We start from the raw sequence: 16782 nt of genomic DNA, 5'->3' as shown, positions 1-16782 counted from the left end.
AAGATGAAACCAATCAGCTTACTATTATTGTTTTTGCTTTGTATAGCAGCATTGCCGACGTTCGCGCAGCGGAGCATCAAGGGTACCGTGAGGGGAACAGACGGGACACCGATTTCGGGAGTTAGTGTTGCCGTGAAGGGTGCACCCAGGGGAACAATGACGAATGATGAGGGAGCCTATGTGATCAATAGTGTCCGACCTTCGGATATTCTGGTGTTTTCGGCCGTAGGGTTCCAGCGTCAGGAACAGCCGGTAACCGATCGGCAGATTATCGATATTATATTGACCGCAGACGAGATTACGCTTGAAGAAGTGGTGGTAGGGTACGACGTGGTCAGGAAAGAAGACCTCACGGGTGCTGTGGGCACCGTTAATGCGAGGGAACTGGCTGCGGCGCCCGCAGCGAATTTTGACCAGGCGTTGGCTGGCCGTGTAGCCGGAGTGCAGGTTACCTCACGGGACGGGACACCGGGAGCTCCGCTTAATATCGTGATCAGGGGAGGCAACTCCATTACGGGCGACAATTCTCCGCTGTATGTCGTAGATGGGGTTCCCCTGGAAGGGTTTGACCCCTCGACAATCAACACCCGGGACATCAAGAGCTTTGACATTTTGAAGGACGCGTCTGCGACGGCCATCTACGGTTCGCGCGGAGCGAACGGCGTGGTTGTCATTACCACACATTCGGGGCGGAGCGATGGCCGGACCGATGTTGATGTAAGCTCGTCTTCGTGGTTTGAAACGATACCCAACAGGATGGAAGTACTCAGTCCCTATGAATATGTAAAATATCAGGAAAAACTGGCCTACGCCAATGACAATTATGTTCCCGGAGAAAACGTGCAGCTCTTTTTGCGCCGATGGGTAGATCCTGAACTGTACCGGAATGCGGCCGGTACCGACTGGCAGGAGGAGATTTTCCGGACCGCACGGTCGACCAATCATACCGTTTCGCTGAGGGGCGGGAATGTCAAGACGACCCTGCTGTATAGCGGAAATTACCTGAACCAGGACGGAACGTTGATTAATACCGGTTTCCGAAAAATCAACAATAGGCTGAAGGTCACCCATAAAATAGCTCCTGATTTTGAAATAAACGGACAGGTTGAGTACAGCCGGAATAACCACGATGGGCACATTGTTTCAGGCAATTCGAGAAACAGTGTGATCCGCGATGCTATTTCGTTCAGACCGATAAATCCGGTTAATTGGACATCAGATGATGAAAGTAGCGTTGAAGATATGGATCCCTATCTTTTCGATCCGGTCAAGATACTGAACAATACGGAGCGTACGCGCGTGGATGATGTGCTTTCAGGGACATTGGGATTCAACTTCAAGTTCCTGAAGAAGTTTGAATGGAGCACGATGGGCAATTATAGAACCACACTTCGGGAGACCACGATATTCCATAAAAGGGACACGTATGAAGCATCACGGACCAGCCGGGGAATAAACGGGTCGATTACGGACAACCGGTGGGACATCCTGTCCACGTCGAATCTCCTCCGGTTTAAGGATCAGAAGAATAAGCATACGTATGGTATGCTGGCGGGCGTGGAGGCACAGTACAATACCTCCGAATATTCTTTCCTGCAAAATACGAACCTGCCGACGGATGAGTTCGGTATCCACAACCTCGGCATCGCAACGACCCCCACTATTTCTCGGACCGATTATTCTAGAAGCGCTTTGCTTTCTTTCTTCGGAAGAGCGAATTATGCGTATGACAACCGTTATCTGGCTACCATTAATTTCCGCACGGACGGTTCTTCAAAGTTCAGGAAAGCCAATAGGTGGGGTTATTTCCCCTCGTTTTCTTTGGCATGGCGACTTTCGGAGGAACAGTTTATCAAGCCGATTGAGGCGATTTCTGACTTAAAGCTGCGTGGCGGCTGGGGCGTAACAGGTAATAATCGGATCGGTGATTTCGTTGCGTATAACCTATTCAGCGTGAATGCCAATAGTGGCTATATATTGGGGACTGGCCAGACTTATTCGCCGGGCGCTTTCCAAAGTAACATGGCAGTACCCGATCTGCGCTGGGAGAAAACCGCCCAGAGCAATATTGGTCTGGATCTTGAACTGATGCGGAAATTCAATTTAACCGTTGACGTTTACCAAAAAAACACAAAAGATCTCTTACTTGGCGCAGATATGGCGCTCAGCACCGGGTTTGACCGTGTGCAGCAAAACGTAGGGGAGGTTTCCAACCGGGGAATAGAATTTACCTTTGAGTCGCAGAACATCCGGAAAAGTGACTTCGTGTGGCGTACCAACTTTAATATAGCGTTTAACCGGACCAAAACCATTCAGCTGAACAGCGGGCAACAGCAGATTCTGACCGATCCGGAATGGGACGTACAGTTCATGCAGACGGAATACCAGTACATCACCCGGGTGGGGCAGCCCGTGGGCATGATATACGGTTTCGTATTTGATGGGATTTACCAAGTGGATGATTTTTTGTTCGAGGATGGTGCGTATCGGCTCAAAGAGGGGATACCCACGCATCAAAGCGTCACGAAACCGGGTATGGTACGGTTTAAAGATATCAACGGCGATGGGGTTATTAACCAGAACGACCGGACCATCATCGGAAACCCCCACCCGAAACATACGGGAGGCTTATTCAACAGCTTCAATTATAAGTCATTTGACTTCCAGTTTCTTCTACAGTGGGCCTATGGTTTCGATATCCTGAACGGAAATAAATCAGAATACGGGAGCATCTACCATACTAATAGAAACGGGTTGAAATCATTGGCAAATATCTGGACCCCTACCAATCCTGAAACCGATATCGGCGGGATGCGATTCGATGGCACCAACCTGCTTACACCTTTCGGCTACAAGTTGGATTCGCGGCATGTGGATGATGGGTCTTACATTAAGCTGAAAACAGTTGTTCTGGGGTACAACCTCCCCGAACGGATGCTTTCGAGTCTGCGGATGAAGCGGTGCAGACTGTCGCTCTCTGCGCAGAACCTGTTGACGCTGACGAAATACGAAGGTTATGATCCCGATGTATCGGTGGGCAGGTTCGGAGCATTGACACCCGGATTGGATTACTCGGCATACCCGCAGAGTTTAACGGTATCAGCCGGATTGGAGCTTTCCTTTTAAATCAAGTAAACACGTTCATTTAATCGATCATGAAAACGAGACTATCCCGAATGTATGTTATCGCCACTTGTTGTTTCACGGCGTTGGGCCTGTCGGGCTGCAATAAGTTCCTCGACCTGGATCCCCTTTCATCGTGGAAGGATGAAACGTTTTATTCGTCTGAGGCGGAAGTGGAGATGGCACTTTCAGGCATTTATAGTGAAATGGCTAATGACGATATGTATGGCTACAAGTTTAATGTGATGCTGGAGAGCGGTACAGATGAGATGTATACCAACTCCTCGGCCGCCAACTGGGCTGCAGCCCGGCTCGGTTACACGTCATCAAGTGATGAGGTCAAAAACCTATGGCTGCACCTGTATAGCTGCATCCAACTGGTGAACCAGCTCGAAAAGCATTTAAATCAGGAAGCCTTTACGCCGGAAAAATACAACGGTTATTTGGCGAAAGCACGCTTCATGAGGGCGTTTTGCTACTTTACCCTGGCTAACTGGTTCGGGCCGGTGCCGTTGAGGCTGACCCCCAGTTCATCCCAAGCCGACAACAACGTTGCGCCTTCGCCAGTTCTTGAAGTATATCAGCAAGTGGAAAAGGACTTTCTGTTTGCCGCCACGCATCTACACCATGCCAGCAGTTCGGAGTATGTGCCGGGAGAGCCCAACAAGATGGCCGCGCACGGCTTGCTGGCCCGGTTGTATCTGCGGATGGGTGGCTTTCAGCCCTATCTGGCGGATAACGAGGCGGATTGTTATTTTGAGAACCCCCAACAATATTTCGAGAAAGCTCAGGAACAGTGCGAAATCATTATCCGGGACGGGTGGCATGGCATCGTTCCTTTTTCGGCCGATCCGCAGAGCTACCGGAACCACTTTATGAATTATTTGCAGAACCGGTATGACCTCCGGGAATCGTTATTCGAAATTTCATTTGGAAACCTGATTGCCTTGGGGCTGAATGTACATGGACGGATCGGCAACATCAACGGGGTGGAGTTCGTGGGGACAGCCGACATCCCGCGGGGCTTTGCCAATGTGAATGTGGCCGTACCGGTTTACAATATTTATTTGTTGGAAGACACCCGCAGGGAATGGAACATTGCTGGATACCGCAACAACTACTCCAGTGCCAACCAGCGGTTTACCATGAGCTATATTTTCGATAATCCCTTGCATCAGGAGTATGGAATCGGGAAATACAGGCGGTGGGAGCCGACCGACTTGAATGCACTGAAGGCGCAGGGCAGTATCGTGGATGCCGCGTACACGATTTTGAACAACGTAACGGGATCGGCAACCGATCCGAATTACACAAGCATCAATTTTCCGATTTTACGTTATTCCGATGTATTGCTGATGCATGCAGAAGCCATTATCGGAGGAAGGTTCGGAACTAAAAACGCCACAGCAGAAGCGGTGAACAGCCTGAATACGGTAAGGGAACGGGCGGGGCTTGAGCCTTATGCTGGGAGTCTAAACCACGATGATTTTTTTAAGGAACTGGTAGATGAACGGTTGAGGGAACTATGCTTTGAGGGCCTGCGAAAGCAGGATTTGGTGCGTTGGAATCTGCTGGAAGACAAGCTTGTGGAAACCAACCAAGCGATTAAATTTCAGCCGATGTATGTGGAGAACAATGCATTCCACCAAACCTATTTGGAGCCCGGAGTTACGTTTGATCGGGCAAAGCACTACTTATTACCTTACCCTTTACAGGAAGTCACAATAAATACCAAGCTCGACCAGCGGTTGCATTGGTGATCGATATCGGCGGCAGGGCATCGTTTTCCGCGGTGCTCGCACCGGTATTCTGATGAGGCGAAAGGCACCCAGGCATAGTAAAACTAAGTAACAATGAAAGTGATATTAAAGATTTTTTCGGCAATAGGTTTGTTGGGCTTTTTCTTATCGTGTCATACACAGCAAGCGGCGACGCGGTCATATGACTATTTAAAACTGGCAAACCACCCTAGGCTTTTGCTGGCCGAAGGGGAAGAAAAACTGATTGAATCATCCCTTGTGCGAAATCCGGAGTTTAAACGCATCGACACCTACATCAAAGAGGTCTGTGAGGGGTTACTGGCTGAACCCGTGCTCGTATTCGAAAAACAGGGTAAACGTTTGCTGGCCGTTTCCAGGAAAGCGCTTACGCGGTTATACTATTTGTCATACAGTTACCGCATGACCGGGGATATCCGGTATCTTGACCGGGCGGAAAAGGAACTTAACGCGGTCTGCTCTTTTGAGACCTGGAACCCTTCTCACTTCCTTGATGTGGGAGAGATGTGCATGGCGGTTGCCATTGCATACGACTGGTTATATGACGATCTGAAAGAAAGCACGCGGGAAAACGTTCGTAAAGCGATAGTGGAAAAGGCTTTCGTTCCTTCGTATATGCCCGAATATGCATCGTTTCTTGAGCGCCATAACAACTGGAACCCCGTATGCAATGGCGGGCTGGTGTATGGTGCCCTGGCGATTTTCGAAGACGAACGCGAACAATCGATAGCTATCATCGAAAGGGCGTTGAAATCCACTGTTTTGCCATTGCAGACTTATGCTCCGGATGGAAATTATCCGGAAGGGCCCAGCTATTGGAATTACGGCACAAGCTTTCAGGTGATGTTTTTGGACGCGCTGGAAAGCGCATTGGGTTCAGATAACGGTCTTTCCAACGCTCCCGGATTTATGGAGTCGGCATATTACATGCTGTTTGCGTCAGGTCCGTCAGGATACTATTTCAACTACTACGATTGCGGCAGATCGGTTTCTGCATCCGCCTCGATGTTTTGGTTTGCGGATAAGTTGGACGACCCGACTTTGATATATCAGGAAATACCCTTAATCAATAAAGGAATATATACCAGAAAAACTAACTCCGATGAAGAAAGATTGTTGCCCAATGCCCTCATTTTCGGAAAGAACTTGACGTTATCCGATGTCAGGGCACCGTCAAAGAACGTGTTCACGGGTCGGGGAATCACGCCCGTATCTATCGCCCGCACAAGCTGGAAGACAGGGGAAGGAAAATACCTCGGAATTAAAGGGGGGAGAGCTTATGACGCGCATGGCCATATGGATCAGGGTACGTTCGTGTATGATGTAGGGAATGTGAGGTGGGCAATGGATTTCGGCTTACAGAGTTATATTACGTTGGAGTCTAAGGGAGTGGATCTCTGGAATATGGAGCAACATTCACAGCGTTGGGATATTTTTAGGTATAACAATCTTAACCATAACACACTGACCATCAATAATCAGCGCCACAACGTGATGGGCAAAGCGGAGATCATCGAAACTTATGAAGGCGACAGAGAGCTGGGTGCTAAAGTAGATCTGACGCCGGTTTTAAACTTTCGCGATGAACTAAAGACGGCTACCCGGAAAGCGCGAATAGTAGCCGATGAATATCTTGAAGTAGAAGATTTGGTTGAGTCGAACGCCGAGCCGGTGAATCTGCGGTGGAATATGGTAACACCTTCATCGGCCGAAATTGTGGATAAGCAAACCATTAGGCTTTCTCAGCAGGGAAAAATCATGCTGCTACTATTTGATGCTAATGTTCCCTTTAAACTGGTGATACGGCCATCGGAGAATCCTTCGCAATACAAATGTGAGTTCGGCGATTATAATTACGGGGACTATAACCAAGAGAATAAAGGGACGGTAATGGTTGGCTTTGATGCTGAAATTCCGGCAAATACAGCCGGTCGGTTCAGGGTGCGTTTTATCGAGGGCTCGCCGGGCCGCTCCGTTAAGTGACGGAGGCCGTCCAGCCTGCGACAGACAGCCGGTATCCTTTCAGTTCTTTTTGCATAAGAAGTAGTAAAATGCCGCTATTGAAATGACTGCAAATGCTATTTCCCCTGTTATAACAGCTGTCGTAGCCGGCAGGGACTCACCATCAAAAATCAAACGACCTCCCACGCGTATTATCACGTATATGAGACAACTGTATAATAGACGGGTTAGTTTAATGTTAATGCGTTACTATTTGGCGTTCATGTTCTTCGGTGTCGCTAAATGCAGCGTTAAAAACCGAGTTCTCTATTAGGAAACCTAAACTGAATCTTGGGGTGACTCGTCAAGAAAAAATAGAAATACATGGAGAACCGGTTGTTGCCCTTAGTGCAGATAAAGCCCCTTGCTTTCGATAAAATCCAGCACCTTGTCGGGCACGAAATAGCGGATGCTCTGGCCGTTTTTCACGGCGCTGCGGATAAAGGTGGAGGAAAGCTCCATGAGCGGCGTATCGGTGATGGTGACCGAAGGGTGCGCGGCCAGTTCCGCCGGGACCGGATAGGCCGGACGCGGATATACATGGATGTGGTAATCGCGCAGGATAATTTCGTAGTTCTTCCATTTGTGGAGGGACGCCAGGTTGTCTGACCCCATGATGAGTACAAACTGCTTCTCCGGATGCTTTTCCTGCAGGTGGATCAGTGTATCGATAGTATAGGAGGGCTGCGGAAGTGAAAACTCGACCGAGCTGCTACGGAGGCCTTCGGCGTGTTCGATGGCCAGATTGACCATTTCCAGCCGATCATACATATTGATGAGGGAACCTTTTTTCTTCAGCGGGTTATGGGGGGATACTACCAACCAGACCTCGTGTAGGTCGGTGTAACTGGCCATGTAGTTAGCAATGATGAGGTGCCCCGTATGTATGGGGTTGAACGAACCGAAAAATAATCCGATGCGCTTCATGGGTAATGTACGTTAAGTGGCCGATAAGAAGTCCAGCATCAGCTTTTCGGCTTCGGCGCAAGCTTTTTCCAAGTCATCGTTCCGCAGGATAATATCGAACCGGTGTGCATACGTCAGCTCTTTCTCCGCTTTGGCAATCCGCTCAGCGAGCTTTTCATCGCTGTCCGTTCCGCGGCCGCGCAGCCGTTGGATCAGTATTTCCATCGACGGCGGCTGCACAAAAATAGCTAACGCGCGGTCGCCAAACTTGCGCTTAAGGTGCAGGCCACCTTCGACGTCGATGTCGAAGATAACGTGCCTTCCCAATGCCCATATCCGCTCCACTTCTGCCCGGAGTGTACCATAGAACGTTCCGGTGTAGACTTCTTCAAATTCAATGAACTCCTTTTTGGCTATCCGGTGCAGAAATTCTTCTTTGGAAATAAAATAGTAATCCCGGCCATCGACTTCACCCTCGCGCGGCGCCCGTGTACTGGCCGATATCGAGAAGCTGATCCTGTCGGGATGTTTGGCCAGCAGGTGCTTGACGATGGTTGTTTTGCCGGCGCCCGAGGGCGCAGAGAATATGATGAGCTTTCCTTCCATTACAGCACGTTTAACAGCTGTTCCTTGATTTTTTCCAATTCCTCTTTCATGCGTACCACCACCTGTTGGATGCCGGCATGGTTAGCCTTTGACCCCAGCGTGTTGATTTCGCGGCCCATCTCCTGGGAGATGAAGCCCAGTTTCTTCCCGTTTGCGTCGGACGCTTCAAGGGCTTGGAGGAAATAGTTGCAATGGCTGCGCAGGCGGACCTTTTCTTCGGTGATATCCAACTTGTCGATGTAGAAGATGAGTTCCTGCTCAAAGCGGTTCATGTCTACATTCTCCTTGCCGACGGTTTCATCCATATACTGGTTTATCCGTTCGCGAATAAGCGGTATGCGGTCGGTTTCGACCTTTTCCACTTCGCCGAGCAGGTGCAGAATTTCCGAGGCCCGCGACGAAAGGTCCTGCCGGAGCACCTCACCCTCGTCTTTGCGGAACAGGTCGAGCCGGGCGACCGCCTCTTGGAAGGCTCCCATCAGCAGGGCGGCTTCTTCCTCGTCGGCCACCTCCTCGTTGTGGCTGACGACTTCGGGCATATTCAGCGCGAGTTCAAACAGGTTGCCTTTATCGGTGCCCAGTTCGGTAGCGATGGCTTCGAGCTGCCGGTAGTAATTTCTCAGCAGTTCGGCATTGATGGTCGCTGCAGCGGCCGACTGATCGACGTATTCCACGTTGACCGTAATGTTAACCTTACCGCGCTCGATGAGGCGCGAACATTCGGCCCGAAGCGTAAGTTCCTTGTCGGAAAACGCCTTAGGCAACCGTAGGTTGAGCTCCAGAAACTTGGAGTTCAGCGACTTAATTTCTACCGTGTATTTTACCTTTTGGTTGTCTTTGGCGCCAAGGCCATAGCCAGTCATGGATTTAATCATGTGCAAAGGTAATAAAAAAAGGCTTTGCGGCTCTGCTCTTAATAGCACGGGACGGTTACATTGTGCTTTCCTGTAAAGCAAAAGGCGTCCTCGAAAAAAGGACGCCTTCATATAATAGAATATTTGTCTTGACTGCAGGTTGCCTTTAAGGTATTGCGGCCCCCATAGCGGTTTTCCCAGTCCGCGATTTTCCGTTTTGGTCGCTGGCAATCACTTCCGGCGTGATAGCGGGCGTAAGGGTGGCGCCGAGCGCTTCCAAAGCGGATGCCGTCATGCCCAGCGTGGCAGCGGGAGAGCTTGCCGTCAGCAGGCTGGTTTTGGTCTCGCCGCCGTTGTCAGCCAAATGGCCCAACATCGTTTCGGCGTCGAACGATTGCCCCGGAACGTCGTCACCATTAGCATCCAGTATCCGGCTTCCCAGAACGCTGTATGACAAATCGCTACCGTTGCCGTATACATCGTTTCCGTTGGCCGCTTGGTTGCCCGATATGATGGTATTGAATACGTTCAGCGTGGTGTTGGCGGTTATTTCAACCCCACCACCATTGTTATAAGCGTTGTTTCGGGTTATCGTGCTGCTGATGATTGTCATCCGCGAGGCGCCGGTTGCAGTACCATAAAGGCTGATGCCCGCCCCATGGCCGCCGGTATTCCCGTAGAATGTTGAATTGACGATTACAGAGACCGAATGTTCGCGTGCATAAAAACCTCCGCCTCTACGGGTTTCGTTTACATTATTTGCGTTATTGTTGTTGTTTGCGACGGTGGTGTTGTAGATGTAGGTGTATGTGGGTTGTGTGGCATTGAAGGCATAAATGCCGGCGCCGACACCGGTAGTCATGTTGCCGGAAACTTCACAGTTGTTGAAGTAAACGGTAGATGCATCGATAAAAATACCCCCGCCATTTGAGGAATTTGTTGTGGCCCGGTTATTTCTAATAGCACTGCCATCGAACCTGACCGTGCCTCCGCCTGCTATATACACGCCGCCGGCATGTAAGCCAGATTCATTATCTGAAATTTCGCAGTTGATCACGTCAACAGTTGACCTGCCGATAATCAACCCTCCACCGTAAAACCGGTAAAAGGGAACCCCACTGACGCTGATGCTTCCCGTGCCGCTGGCGGCGGCCCTGCCGTGCTTTATTGACAGGCCCTCCAGAACCACCTGTTGGCCGTCTTGCAGCGGCGCAGTGATGGCCACGGTGTGATAAACCCGACCCGCTGGGGTATTTCCACTAAGGATGGTGGGGTTCACTTGCGGGTTTGCAATAGCGCCGTCCGCGGCATCCGCGGGATATCCGCCGATTAACGTGACATTGCTGTGTATCTCAAAAGTGATGTCACCAGTATTTGCGGCGCTGCCACCGGATATGGTTTTGGAAGGCAGGTACGTACCGGCAGCAATATGGATGACGTCGCCGTTAACCATTTCGTCCAGGGCTTTCTGCAACGGAATGGCGTCTGCCCAAGATAATCCTGAATTGGTTTCGTTACCGTCCGTTTTGACGTAATAGTGTGTTGCCAAATCGCTTGGGTCGCTTGGTGCTTGGACGACCTGAAGGGTTTTCTCGTGTTCCTTGGTTACCCACACAATGATTTCAGCGACACGCGGCTCGGTTGTTCGGTTGCGTGTTACTTCGAAGGTAAAGGCTCCGTCTGCCAACGCATTTTCGCTTTTGAAGCTGATCCAGTCTGCGTTGCTTCTGGCCCGCCAGGGCAGGTTTGATTCGACGTTGATAAGGTATTCTCCTCCTTCCTTCCCCACGTTGATGGTATTCGTTTCGATAGAAAATTCAGGGGTCAAGGGTTCGAAGCTACCAAGACCTTTCTTTTCTGTGCATGCGGTAAAGAAGGCCAGCAATAAGCCAATGATACCGATATAGTTTGTTATTGTTTGCATAGTGCGTTTTCTTAAGCCGTCATTTATTTGGAAATGATAAGTAGTCCGTTGGCAACGGCGCGTTCCTTTCCGCCATTGTCAGAGGGCCAATTTCTTAGTTCGAAGCGGCCCTCGGTGAAAGCAGGTGTATTGCGGATAAAAAATGTGGTGGAGCCCCCTCCGTCGAGGTTTATGCCATTGGCAGCTCCCAGCGCTTTAAGACATTGTCCGAGCTCTTCGAACAGCATGCCGTTGGAATAGGAGAAATTGCGTCCGTCAACCGCCACCATAAACACCCTTGTGCTATCGGAGGTTACTCCTATACAGGTACGGGGCTCAACGGTAGTATCGGTGTGTTTAACGACGTTACCATCTCTGACCAAACTGACACTGCCGCCCACCGCTTCCTGAATAACATCGTCAGCCGCGATAGCCGGATAGTCTTCACTCGGCGCAACAAATGCTTTTCCTGCTTTATTTATCGCAAAAAAGCTCCGTGTGCCACTGTCGAACCGCGTACGGATAGCTTCGCCTTTCTTGTAAAGAATGCCCCGGGGCTCACCTGTGCTCATGTTGAAAAAGTCGGCATTTATACCTCCCCAAACGCGATGCCCTTCGGCATCAGCATAAATGGCCTGCACGGTCATAGGCTGCATGGCATAAGCGGGCAGGCCGAATGGAGTGGCCACTTCGATTGATACGTCGGGGTGGCTAAGGTCTATGTCAAAGACAAAGAGCTTCATCGCCAGTCCTTTCTGCGACAGGTATTGAATTTCGGTGGCCGACACACCGTCGGCCACCGCATAGGTAGTATCAGAAAAAATCTGTGCGAAGAAATCCGTCCCGTCTACCAGTTTACGGCCGGTTTCGGTTTTGGGTTCCGCATAATATTCAAAATGATATACGTTTTTATCGCAGCTGTAACAGCTGACCATAAACAGGGCGATAAACCATGCCGCCGATAGCTTATTTTTAATTGTTCTCATGTGGATAGCTTGCGTTATTAATGCCTCATTTCTATTAATATCCAAGGTTTGGTGTCAGGTTGGGGTTCAGCAGCAGTTCGCGGCCGGGTATGGGTAGCACCAATTGGTGATCCAGCAGTCCGAGTTCTTCCTTGGCCCGGCCCGTTCTAACCAAATCATGGTACATGAAGTTTTCGCCAAGTAATTCGCGCTTACGTTCGGTTAATATCGCTGTCAGGTAGTCGTCGTCATTAGCGGGGAAAATATTGTCCAAACCCCTAAACCTGCGCAATTCATTGAGTCGCCCGACACCGGCAGATCGCCCCTGCGCTTCGGCACTGATGAGATACAGTTCTGCAATCCGGGAGATGATAACCGGATCGCGTCCGGTTTGTCCGCTCGGGTATTTGTTGATACATTCCGTCCCGGCAATGTTGATAAGCGAAATGGCCTTCCGGTTATCGTTGTCTGCAAAGAGGGCCAATACCTCCGGCGTAGGCTTATACACGCCTTGGCCTCGGTTTGGGTGTGCATACGTATAGAACAGATCGCTGATATTGATGCTTGATTCTTCTGTACGGTTTTCAAAAGCGAAAATAATTTCCGTGTTGCCCTGCTTCCGGAAAATTTTCTCGAATGCATCCAAACGGTAGGCACCGCTGGTAATAAGCGTTTCGGCCAATGCCGCAGCATCTTGGTTTTTCCCTTGACTAAGCAGTGCCCGAGCCTTGAGCGCCCTGGCAGCATCTCTCGACACATAGTAGTAATTGGTAGAAGTACCCAATAAATCGATAGCTGCATCGAGGTCTGATTCGATAAATGCCCAGACTTCATTCACCGGATCTCGAGGCACCCGCTCCATCGTATGCCCCCGGAGTATAGGGACGGCTCCCCAACGGGTTACTAAACTGTAGTAGATGTATGCCCGGAAGTAATGCGCTTCGCCTTTTGATTGTGCTGCAAGGTCGGCCTCTGGAAAGCGATTGGCAATGGCTAACATATTATTCACCTGAAACAGCGCATTGAAATAGCCGTTCCAACCGGAAGCGATATAGGTGTTCAGCGGGCTCAAGGTTGAGTTGATCAGATCGCGTGAAGTGCCGGTATTGGTCTGGATGGTGCCGCCAAGCATATCGAACAGGATAAATGAACGTTCACCCGGGCTGTTCTGAACACTATTGTACATGCCGTTCCGAACGGCGGGAATATCCTTTATGCTGACCGCATCTGGCGAAATGGCAGAAAAGGAATATTGATCGAGTTGATTGGCACATGCGCTAAGCATGACGCCAGCAATTAATATTACATATCTTTTCATCACTGACACTGTTAGAAGTTGAGATTAAGACCTACCGTAAACGTGCGCGGCTGAGGTACATTGAACGTATCCACATTGAAGAAGCGGGGGTCGAGGTTATTGCTGACCTGTGGATCCCAGCCCGGATACCGGGTGAGCAGGAAAAGATTATCGCCTTGACAAAATACGCGTAGCCCTTTCATGTGGTACCTTCCGAGCGCGCGTTGCGGGAAATTGTAGCTTAGGGTAAGGGTGCGCAGCCGGATAAACGAGCCATCTTCGAGGAAGCGGTCGGAATTCCGGGTATTGTTGATATCGCCATTCAGAGAGCGGGGATATACATTTGTTGAACCCGGGCCTGTCCAACGATTTTCGGCATGCTCTACCAGTACGGCATTGCGGTGGCCAAGACGGCCCACATCGACTTGCCATTGTGCATAAACGTCGTTTCCGTACATATAGGAAAAGAAGACATCGAGCGATAGCCCCTTATACCGGAGCGTATGGTTCCATCCGCCGAAGAAATCCGGATTGGCTGAGCCGACAAGTACCCGGTCATTGTCGTTGATAATGCCGTTGTTGTCTACATCCCTCCATTTGACATCCCCGGCCCGGATGCCGATATCATACTGTGCCTTTGGCACCTCGCCGTCATATTGGTAAATTCCCTCCTGAACAAAGAGGAAATAGGCGCCGACTTCTTTACCCACTTGAAGGGCACGGTTTCCACCGATGCTTATCGGTGTATTATCTCCGATTAGGGCCGTGATTTTATTCCGGTTGGTGGCGATATTAAACTGGGACAACCACTGGAGCTGTCCGAATCGAAAGTGTGTGTTCAACGAAAATTCACCTCCGCGGTTGCGCATGGAACCGATATTTGTGGTGATTGATGTAACGCCTGTTGTGGCGTGGACGGGCATGGAGTAAATCAGGTCTGCTGTATTCTTTTGATACAGGTCAAAAATCATATTGATTTTGCCGTTCAGCAGCGCGACATCGAAGCCTACATCAAATTGGTCGGCTTTTTCCCACGTGAGATCCCGGTTTCCAAATGTCGTTACCGCAATGCCGCTCAAGCCACCATAGTTGTACCCTCCAGACATGAGTGCTTGGTAAACATAACTGCCCAGTCCGTCTTGATTGCCGGTTTTTCCGTAACTGAGGCGGAATTTGACATCGGCTTCACTCCCCGCCATAAACGGTTCATTGGAAACATTCCAGCCGACTGAAATGGAGGGAAACCATCCCCAGCGGTTTTCTCTGGCAAATCGGGAAGATCCGTCGGTACGCAGTGTTCCCGTAAGGATATAGCGGTCTAAATACGAGAAGGTGGCTCTTCCGAAGTAAGATTCCATTGCGTAGATACCAAGGCCGGATGAGGCCATAGTTTCAGCTGCCGCGCTGGCCACCACGAAAGAAGGAGAAGGGAAGCCCCGGGCGTCAATATAGGTTGTCCGCGTTGTTACCTTTTGAAAGGCGTGTCCGGCCATTGCATTGACGGAAAGGTCTCCGAATTTATCGTCATAATTGACGACGTTTTCATACAGGTAATTCCGGATCAGCCGGTTACGGTCCAATAGCCGGCCGATACCCAAGCCGTAGGGATGCCGTTCGTTGTAATAAGTATGGTCATAGGTCTGGGTCACGTCTGCGTTGAACGACTGATTCCAAGACCATTTATCTTTCAGCTTGATTGTGGTGTAGAAGTTACCGAGGTACCTCAGGTCTTGGATGTACACATTCTCCTCATTAAGTACCTGCAGTGGGTTATGGAACACCAGTTCGTCTGTACCGCCCACGTAATAATCGCCGTTGGGTTTATAAGGCCTGTCGAATGGCCGTTGTTGGATTGCCCGTCCAATGATAGTTGTGCCAAGACTGGCACCCGGTATCTGGTTATTTCTGACGTAATTGCCGGAATTATTTGTGCCGATTTCGAGCCAGGGGGCCAGCTGATAGCTTACCTTAGCCCTAAGGTTCGCCTTTTGCATCCGGTTGGTTTTGATTACGCCTTCCTGATCGGTGTAATTGGCGGCGAAGTAATTTTTGTTCCGTTGCGTTCCGCCTGAAAAGGCTGCATCGATGTTGTAAAAAGAACCGGTTTGGGTAATAACCTTCATCCAATCCGTGTCTGGCAGGTCGCCAAATGGATTGGCTATCGGCAACTTATAACCCGGATCACCAATTTTTAGTCCGTATTGTTCATTGTAGTTGGCGACGCCTTCATTGAAATCACGGATGTATAGGCTCGAATTGGCGGTTTTTATCTTGTTTAGATAAGGGAACTTCGTTATTCCGGTACTAACATTCAGGCGGATATCGGAGCGTCCCTCTTTTCCTGATTTGGTGGTGATTACAACCACACCGTTGGTGCCGCGGGAACCGTATATGGCCGCGGAAGCCGCGTCTTTCAAGACTTCTATTGATTCGATGTCAGTGATGCTCAATGTGGCCAGCGAACTCATCGACTCACCGAAATCGTATAGGTTGCTGTTTTGGTTGGTAATGGGAATACCGTCAATGACGTATAGCGGTTCATTGCTGGCGCTTAGCGACGAAATACCGCGGATACTCATACGTTCGCCGCTGCCCAGGTTGCCCGAGCCGGTGGAGACGGTAACACCTGGAATCCGGCCGTCCAGCAACTGGGCGGGGCTGGCAACCTGACGCTGGTTAGACTCGTCTATGGGCAGTTTACTGATGGCGCTTGTGACCAAGGATCTGCGTTGCGTGCCATATCCTATTACCACGACTTCATCCATGTGGCTGATGGATGGCTTAATTTGTGCGTTTACCGTAGGTTGGTCTGCATTCAGTTCAAGGGATTCATGACCGACCATGCTAAATACCAATATAGCCTCAGGATAAGGGACGGCTAGGCGATACCTGCCGCTGTGGTCGGTTACGGTGCTGATGGCGGTACCTTTTACAGCTACCGTGGCTCCTACCAGCGGTTGCCCGTCCATATCGGTAACCTGGCCCGTGATTTCCCGGGGCTGCCGAGCAGGTGCCTGCGCAGGGAGTTGCTCAGCATCCTGCCTAATCAGGATATTGCGCTCGACACGCTTATACGAAAACGGCAGGCCGGCTAAACAGGCCTCCATAACCTCGTCAATGGATGCGTGTTTGACCGAAACATCGATTTTCAATTGCTTCAGGCTTTCGTCGTTATATACAAACACATATCCTGTCTGTTGTTTGACCAATTGGAGCACCTGCTCCACGGGCATGTTTTTTACCTGTAAGGTGACTTTCTGTGCATAACCTGCCTTTCCGACTTGTGTGAAAACCAGTATCAAACTTGCTACAATTAGATTGAATCGCATGATCCATTTTCCTTTTGTGA

Annotated in this window: 10 protein-coding genes; 3 read left to right on the top strand and 7 right to left on the bottom strand. The window is 50.1% G+C overall.

The genetic code is table 11. The features are described 5' to 3' along the window. Positions 1-3 precede the first annotated feature (3 nt). The 3 genes from BM030_RS05020 (at position 4) to BM030_RS05010 (ending at position 6884) form a co-directional block, all read left to right on the top strand. Entirely contained in the window at positions 4-3126 is a 3123-nt protein-coding gene (locus BM030_RS05020) for a SusC/RagA family TonB-linked outer membrane protein (RefSeq protein ID WP_090971819.1), read from the top strand. A gap of 29 nt (positions 3127-3155) precedes the next feature. Further along, the gene (locus BM030_RS05015; protein ID WP_244518691.1) at positions 3156-4883 is read left to right on the top strand and encodes a RagB/SusD family nutrient uptake outer membrane protein; all 1728 of its coding nucleotides are present in this window, start codon (positions 3156-3158) and stop codon (positions 4881-4883) included. A 93-nt stretch (positions 4884-4976) separates the two neighbouring features. Then, the gene (locus BM030_RS05010; protein ID WP_090971815.1) at positions 4977-6884 is read left to right on the top strand and encodes a heparinase II/III domain-containing protein; all 1908 of its coding nucleotides are present in this window, start codon (positions 4977-4979) and stop codon (positions 6882-6884) included. Positions 6885-7247: 363 nt separating this feature from the next. Here BM030_RS05010 and nadD read toward each other — a convergent pair whose 3' ends face one another. From nadD to BM030_RS04975, 7 genes are all read right to left on the bottom strand, one after another. Next, complete coding sequence (nadD, locus tag BM030_RS05005) at positions 7248-7829, bottom strand: nicotinate (nicotinamide) nucleotide adenylyltransferase (protein ID WP_090971813.1); 582 nt, start codon at positions 7827-7829, stop codon at positions 7248-7250. A gap of 12 nt (positions 7830-7841) precedes the next feature. Beyond that, positions 7842-8414, bottom strand: coding sequence for a guanylate kinase (gene gmk, locus BM030_RS05000; RefSeq protein WP_090971810.1), 573 nt, complete (start codon positions 8412-8414; stop codon positions 7842-7844). Then, positions 8414-9289: a YicC/YloC family endoribonuclease gene (locus BM030_RS04995; protein WP_090971808.1), complete on the bottom strand. Its 876-nt coding sequence runs from the start codon at positions 9287-9289 to the stop codon at positions 8414-8416. The genes gmk and BM030_RS04995 overlap by 1 nt, the downstream gene beginning before the upstream one ends. Before the next feature lie 145 nt (positions 9290-9434). After that, positions 9435-11192, bottom strand: coding sequence for a right-handed parallel beta-helix repeat-containing protein (locus BM030_RS04990; protein WP_090971806.1), 1758 nt, complete (start codon positions 11190-11192; stop codon positions 9435-9437). A gap of 23 nt (positions 11193-11215) precedes the next feature. Next, the gene (locus tag BM030_RS04985; RefSeq protein ID WP_090971804.1) at positions 11216-12157 is read right to left on the bottom strand and encodes a phosphodiester glycosidase family protein; all 942 of its coding nucleotides are present in this window, start codon (positions 12155-12157) and stop codon (positions 11216-11218) included. 34 nt (positions 12158-12191) lie between these two features. Beyond that, a complete protein-coding gene (locus tag BM030_RS04980) occupies positions 12192-13454 on the bottom strand; it encodes a RagB/SusD family nutrient uptake outer membrane protein (protein ID WP_090971802.1) in 1263 nt (420 codons plus the stop codon). Between the two features lie 11 nt (positions 13455-13465). Further along, a complete protein-coding gene (locus BM030_RS04975) occupies positions 13466-16762 on the bottom strand; it encodes a TonB-dependent receptor (RefSeq protein ID WP_090972211.1) in 3297 nt (1098 codons plus the stop codon). Positions 16763-16782: the final 20 nt, after the last annotated feature.

The organism is Parapedobacter composti (assembly GCF_900112315.1).
GTDB classification, from domain to species: Bacteria; Bacteroidota; Bacteroidia; order Sphingobacteriales; family Sphingobacteriaceae; genus Parapedobacter; species Parapedobacter composti.
This window is presented reverse-complemented; position numbering and strand designations above follow the sequence as displayed.

Coding starts and splice junctions, on each gene's coding strand:
- BM030_RS05020 (WP_090971819.1), top strand. CDS start 4: ATGAAACCAATCAGCTTACTATTATTGTTTTTGCTTTGTATAGCAGCA.
- BM030_RS05015 (WP_244518691.1), top strand. CDS start 3,156: ATGAAAACGAGACTATCCCGAATGTATGTTATCGCCACTTGTTGTTTC.
- BM030_RS05010 (WP_090971815.1), top strand. CDS start 4,977: ATGAAAGTGATATTAAAGATTTTTTCGGCAATAGGTTTGTTGGGCTTT.
- nadD (WP_090971813.1), bottom strand. CDS start 7,829: ATGAAGCGCATCGGATTATTTTTCGGTTCGTTCAACCCCATACATACG.
- gmk (WP_090971810.1), bottom strand. CDS start 8,414: ATGGAAGGAAAGCTCATCATATTCTCTGCGCCCTCGGGCGCCGGCAAA.
- BM030_RS04995 (WP_090971808.1), bottom strand. CDS start 9,289: ATGATTAAATCCATGACTGGCTATGGCCTTGGCGCCAAAGACAACCAA.
- BM030_RS04990 (WP_090971806.1), bottom strand. CDS start 11,192: ATGCAAACAATAACAAACTATATCGGTATCATTGGCTTATTGCTGGCC.
- BM030_RS04985 (WP_090971804.1), bottom strand. CDS start 12,157: ATGAGAACAATTAAAAATAAGCTATCGGCGGCATGGTTTATCGCCCTG.
- BM030_RS04980 (WP_090971802.1), bottom strand. CDS start 13,454: ATGAAAAGATATGTAATATTAATTGCTGGCGTCATGCTTAGCGCATGT.
- BM030_RS04975 (WP_090972211.1), bottom strand. CDS start 16,762: ATGCGATTCAATCTAATTGTAGCAAGTTTGATACTGGTTTTCACACAA.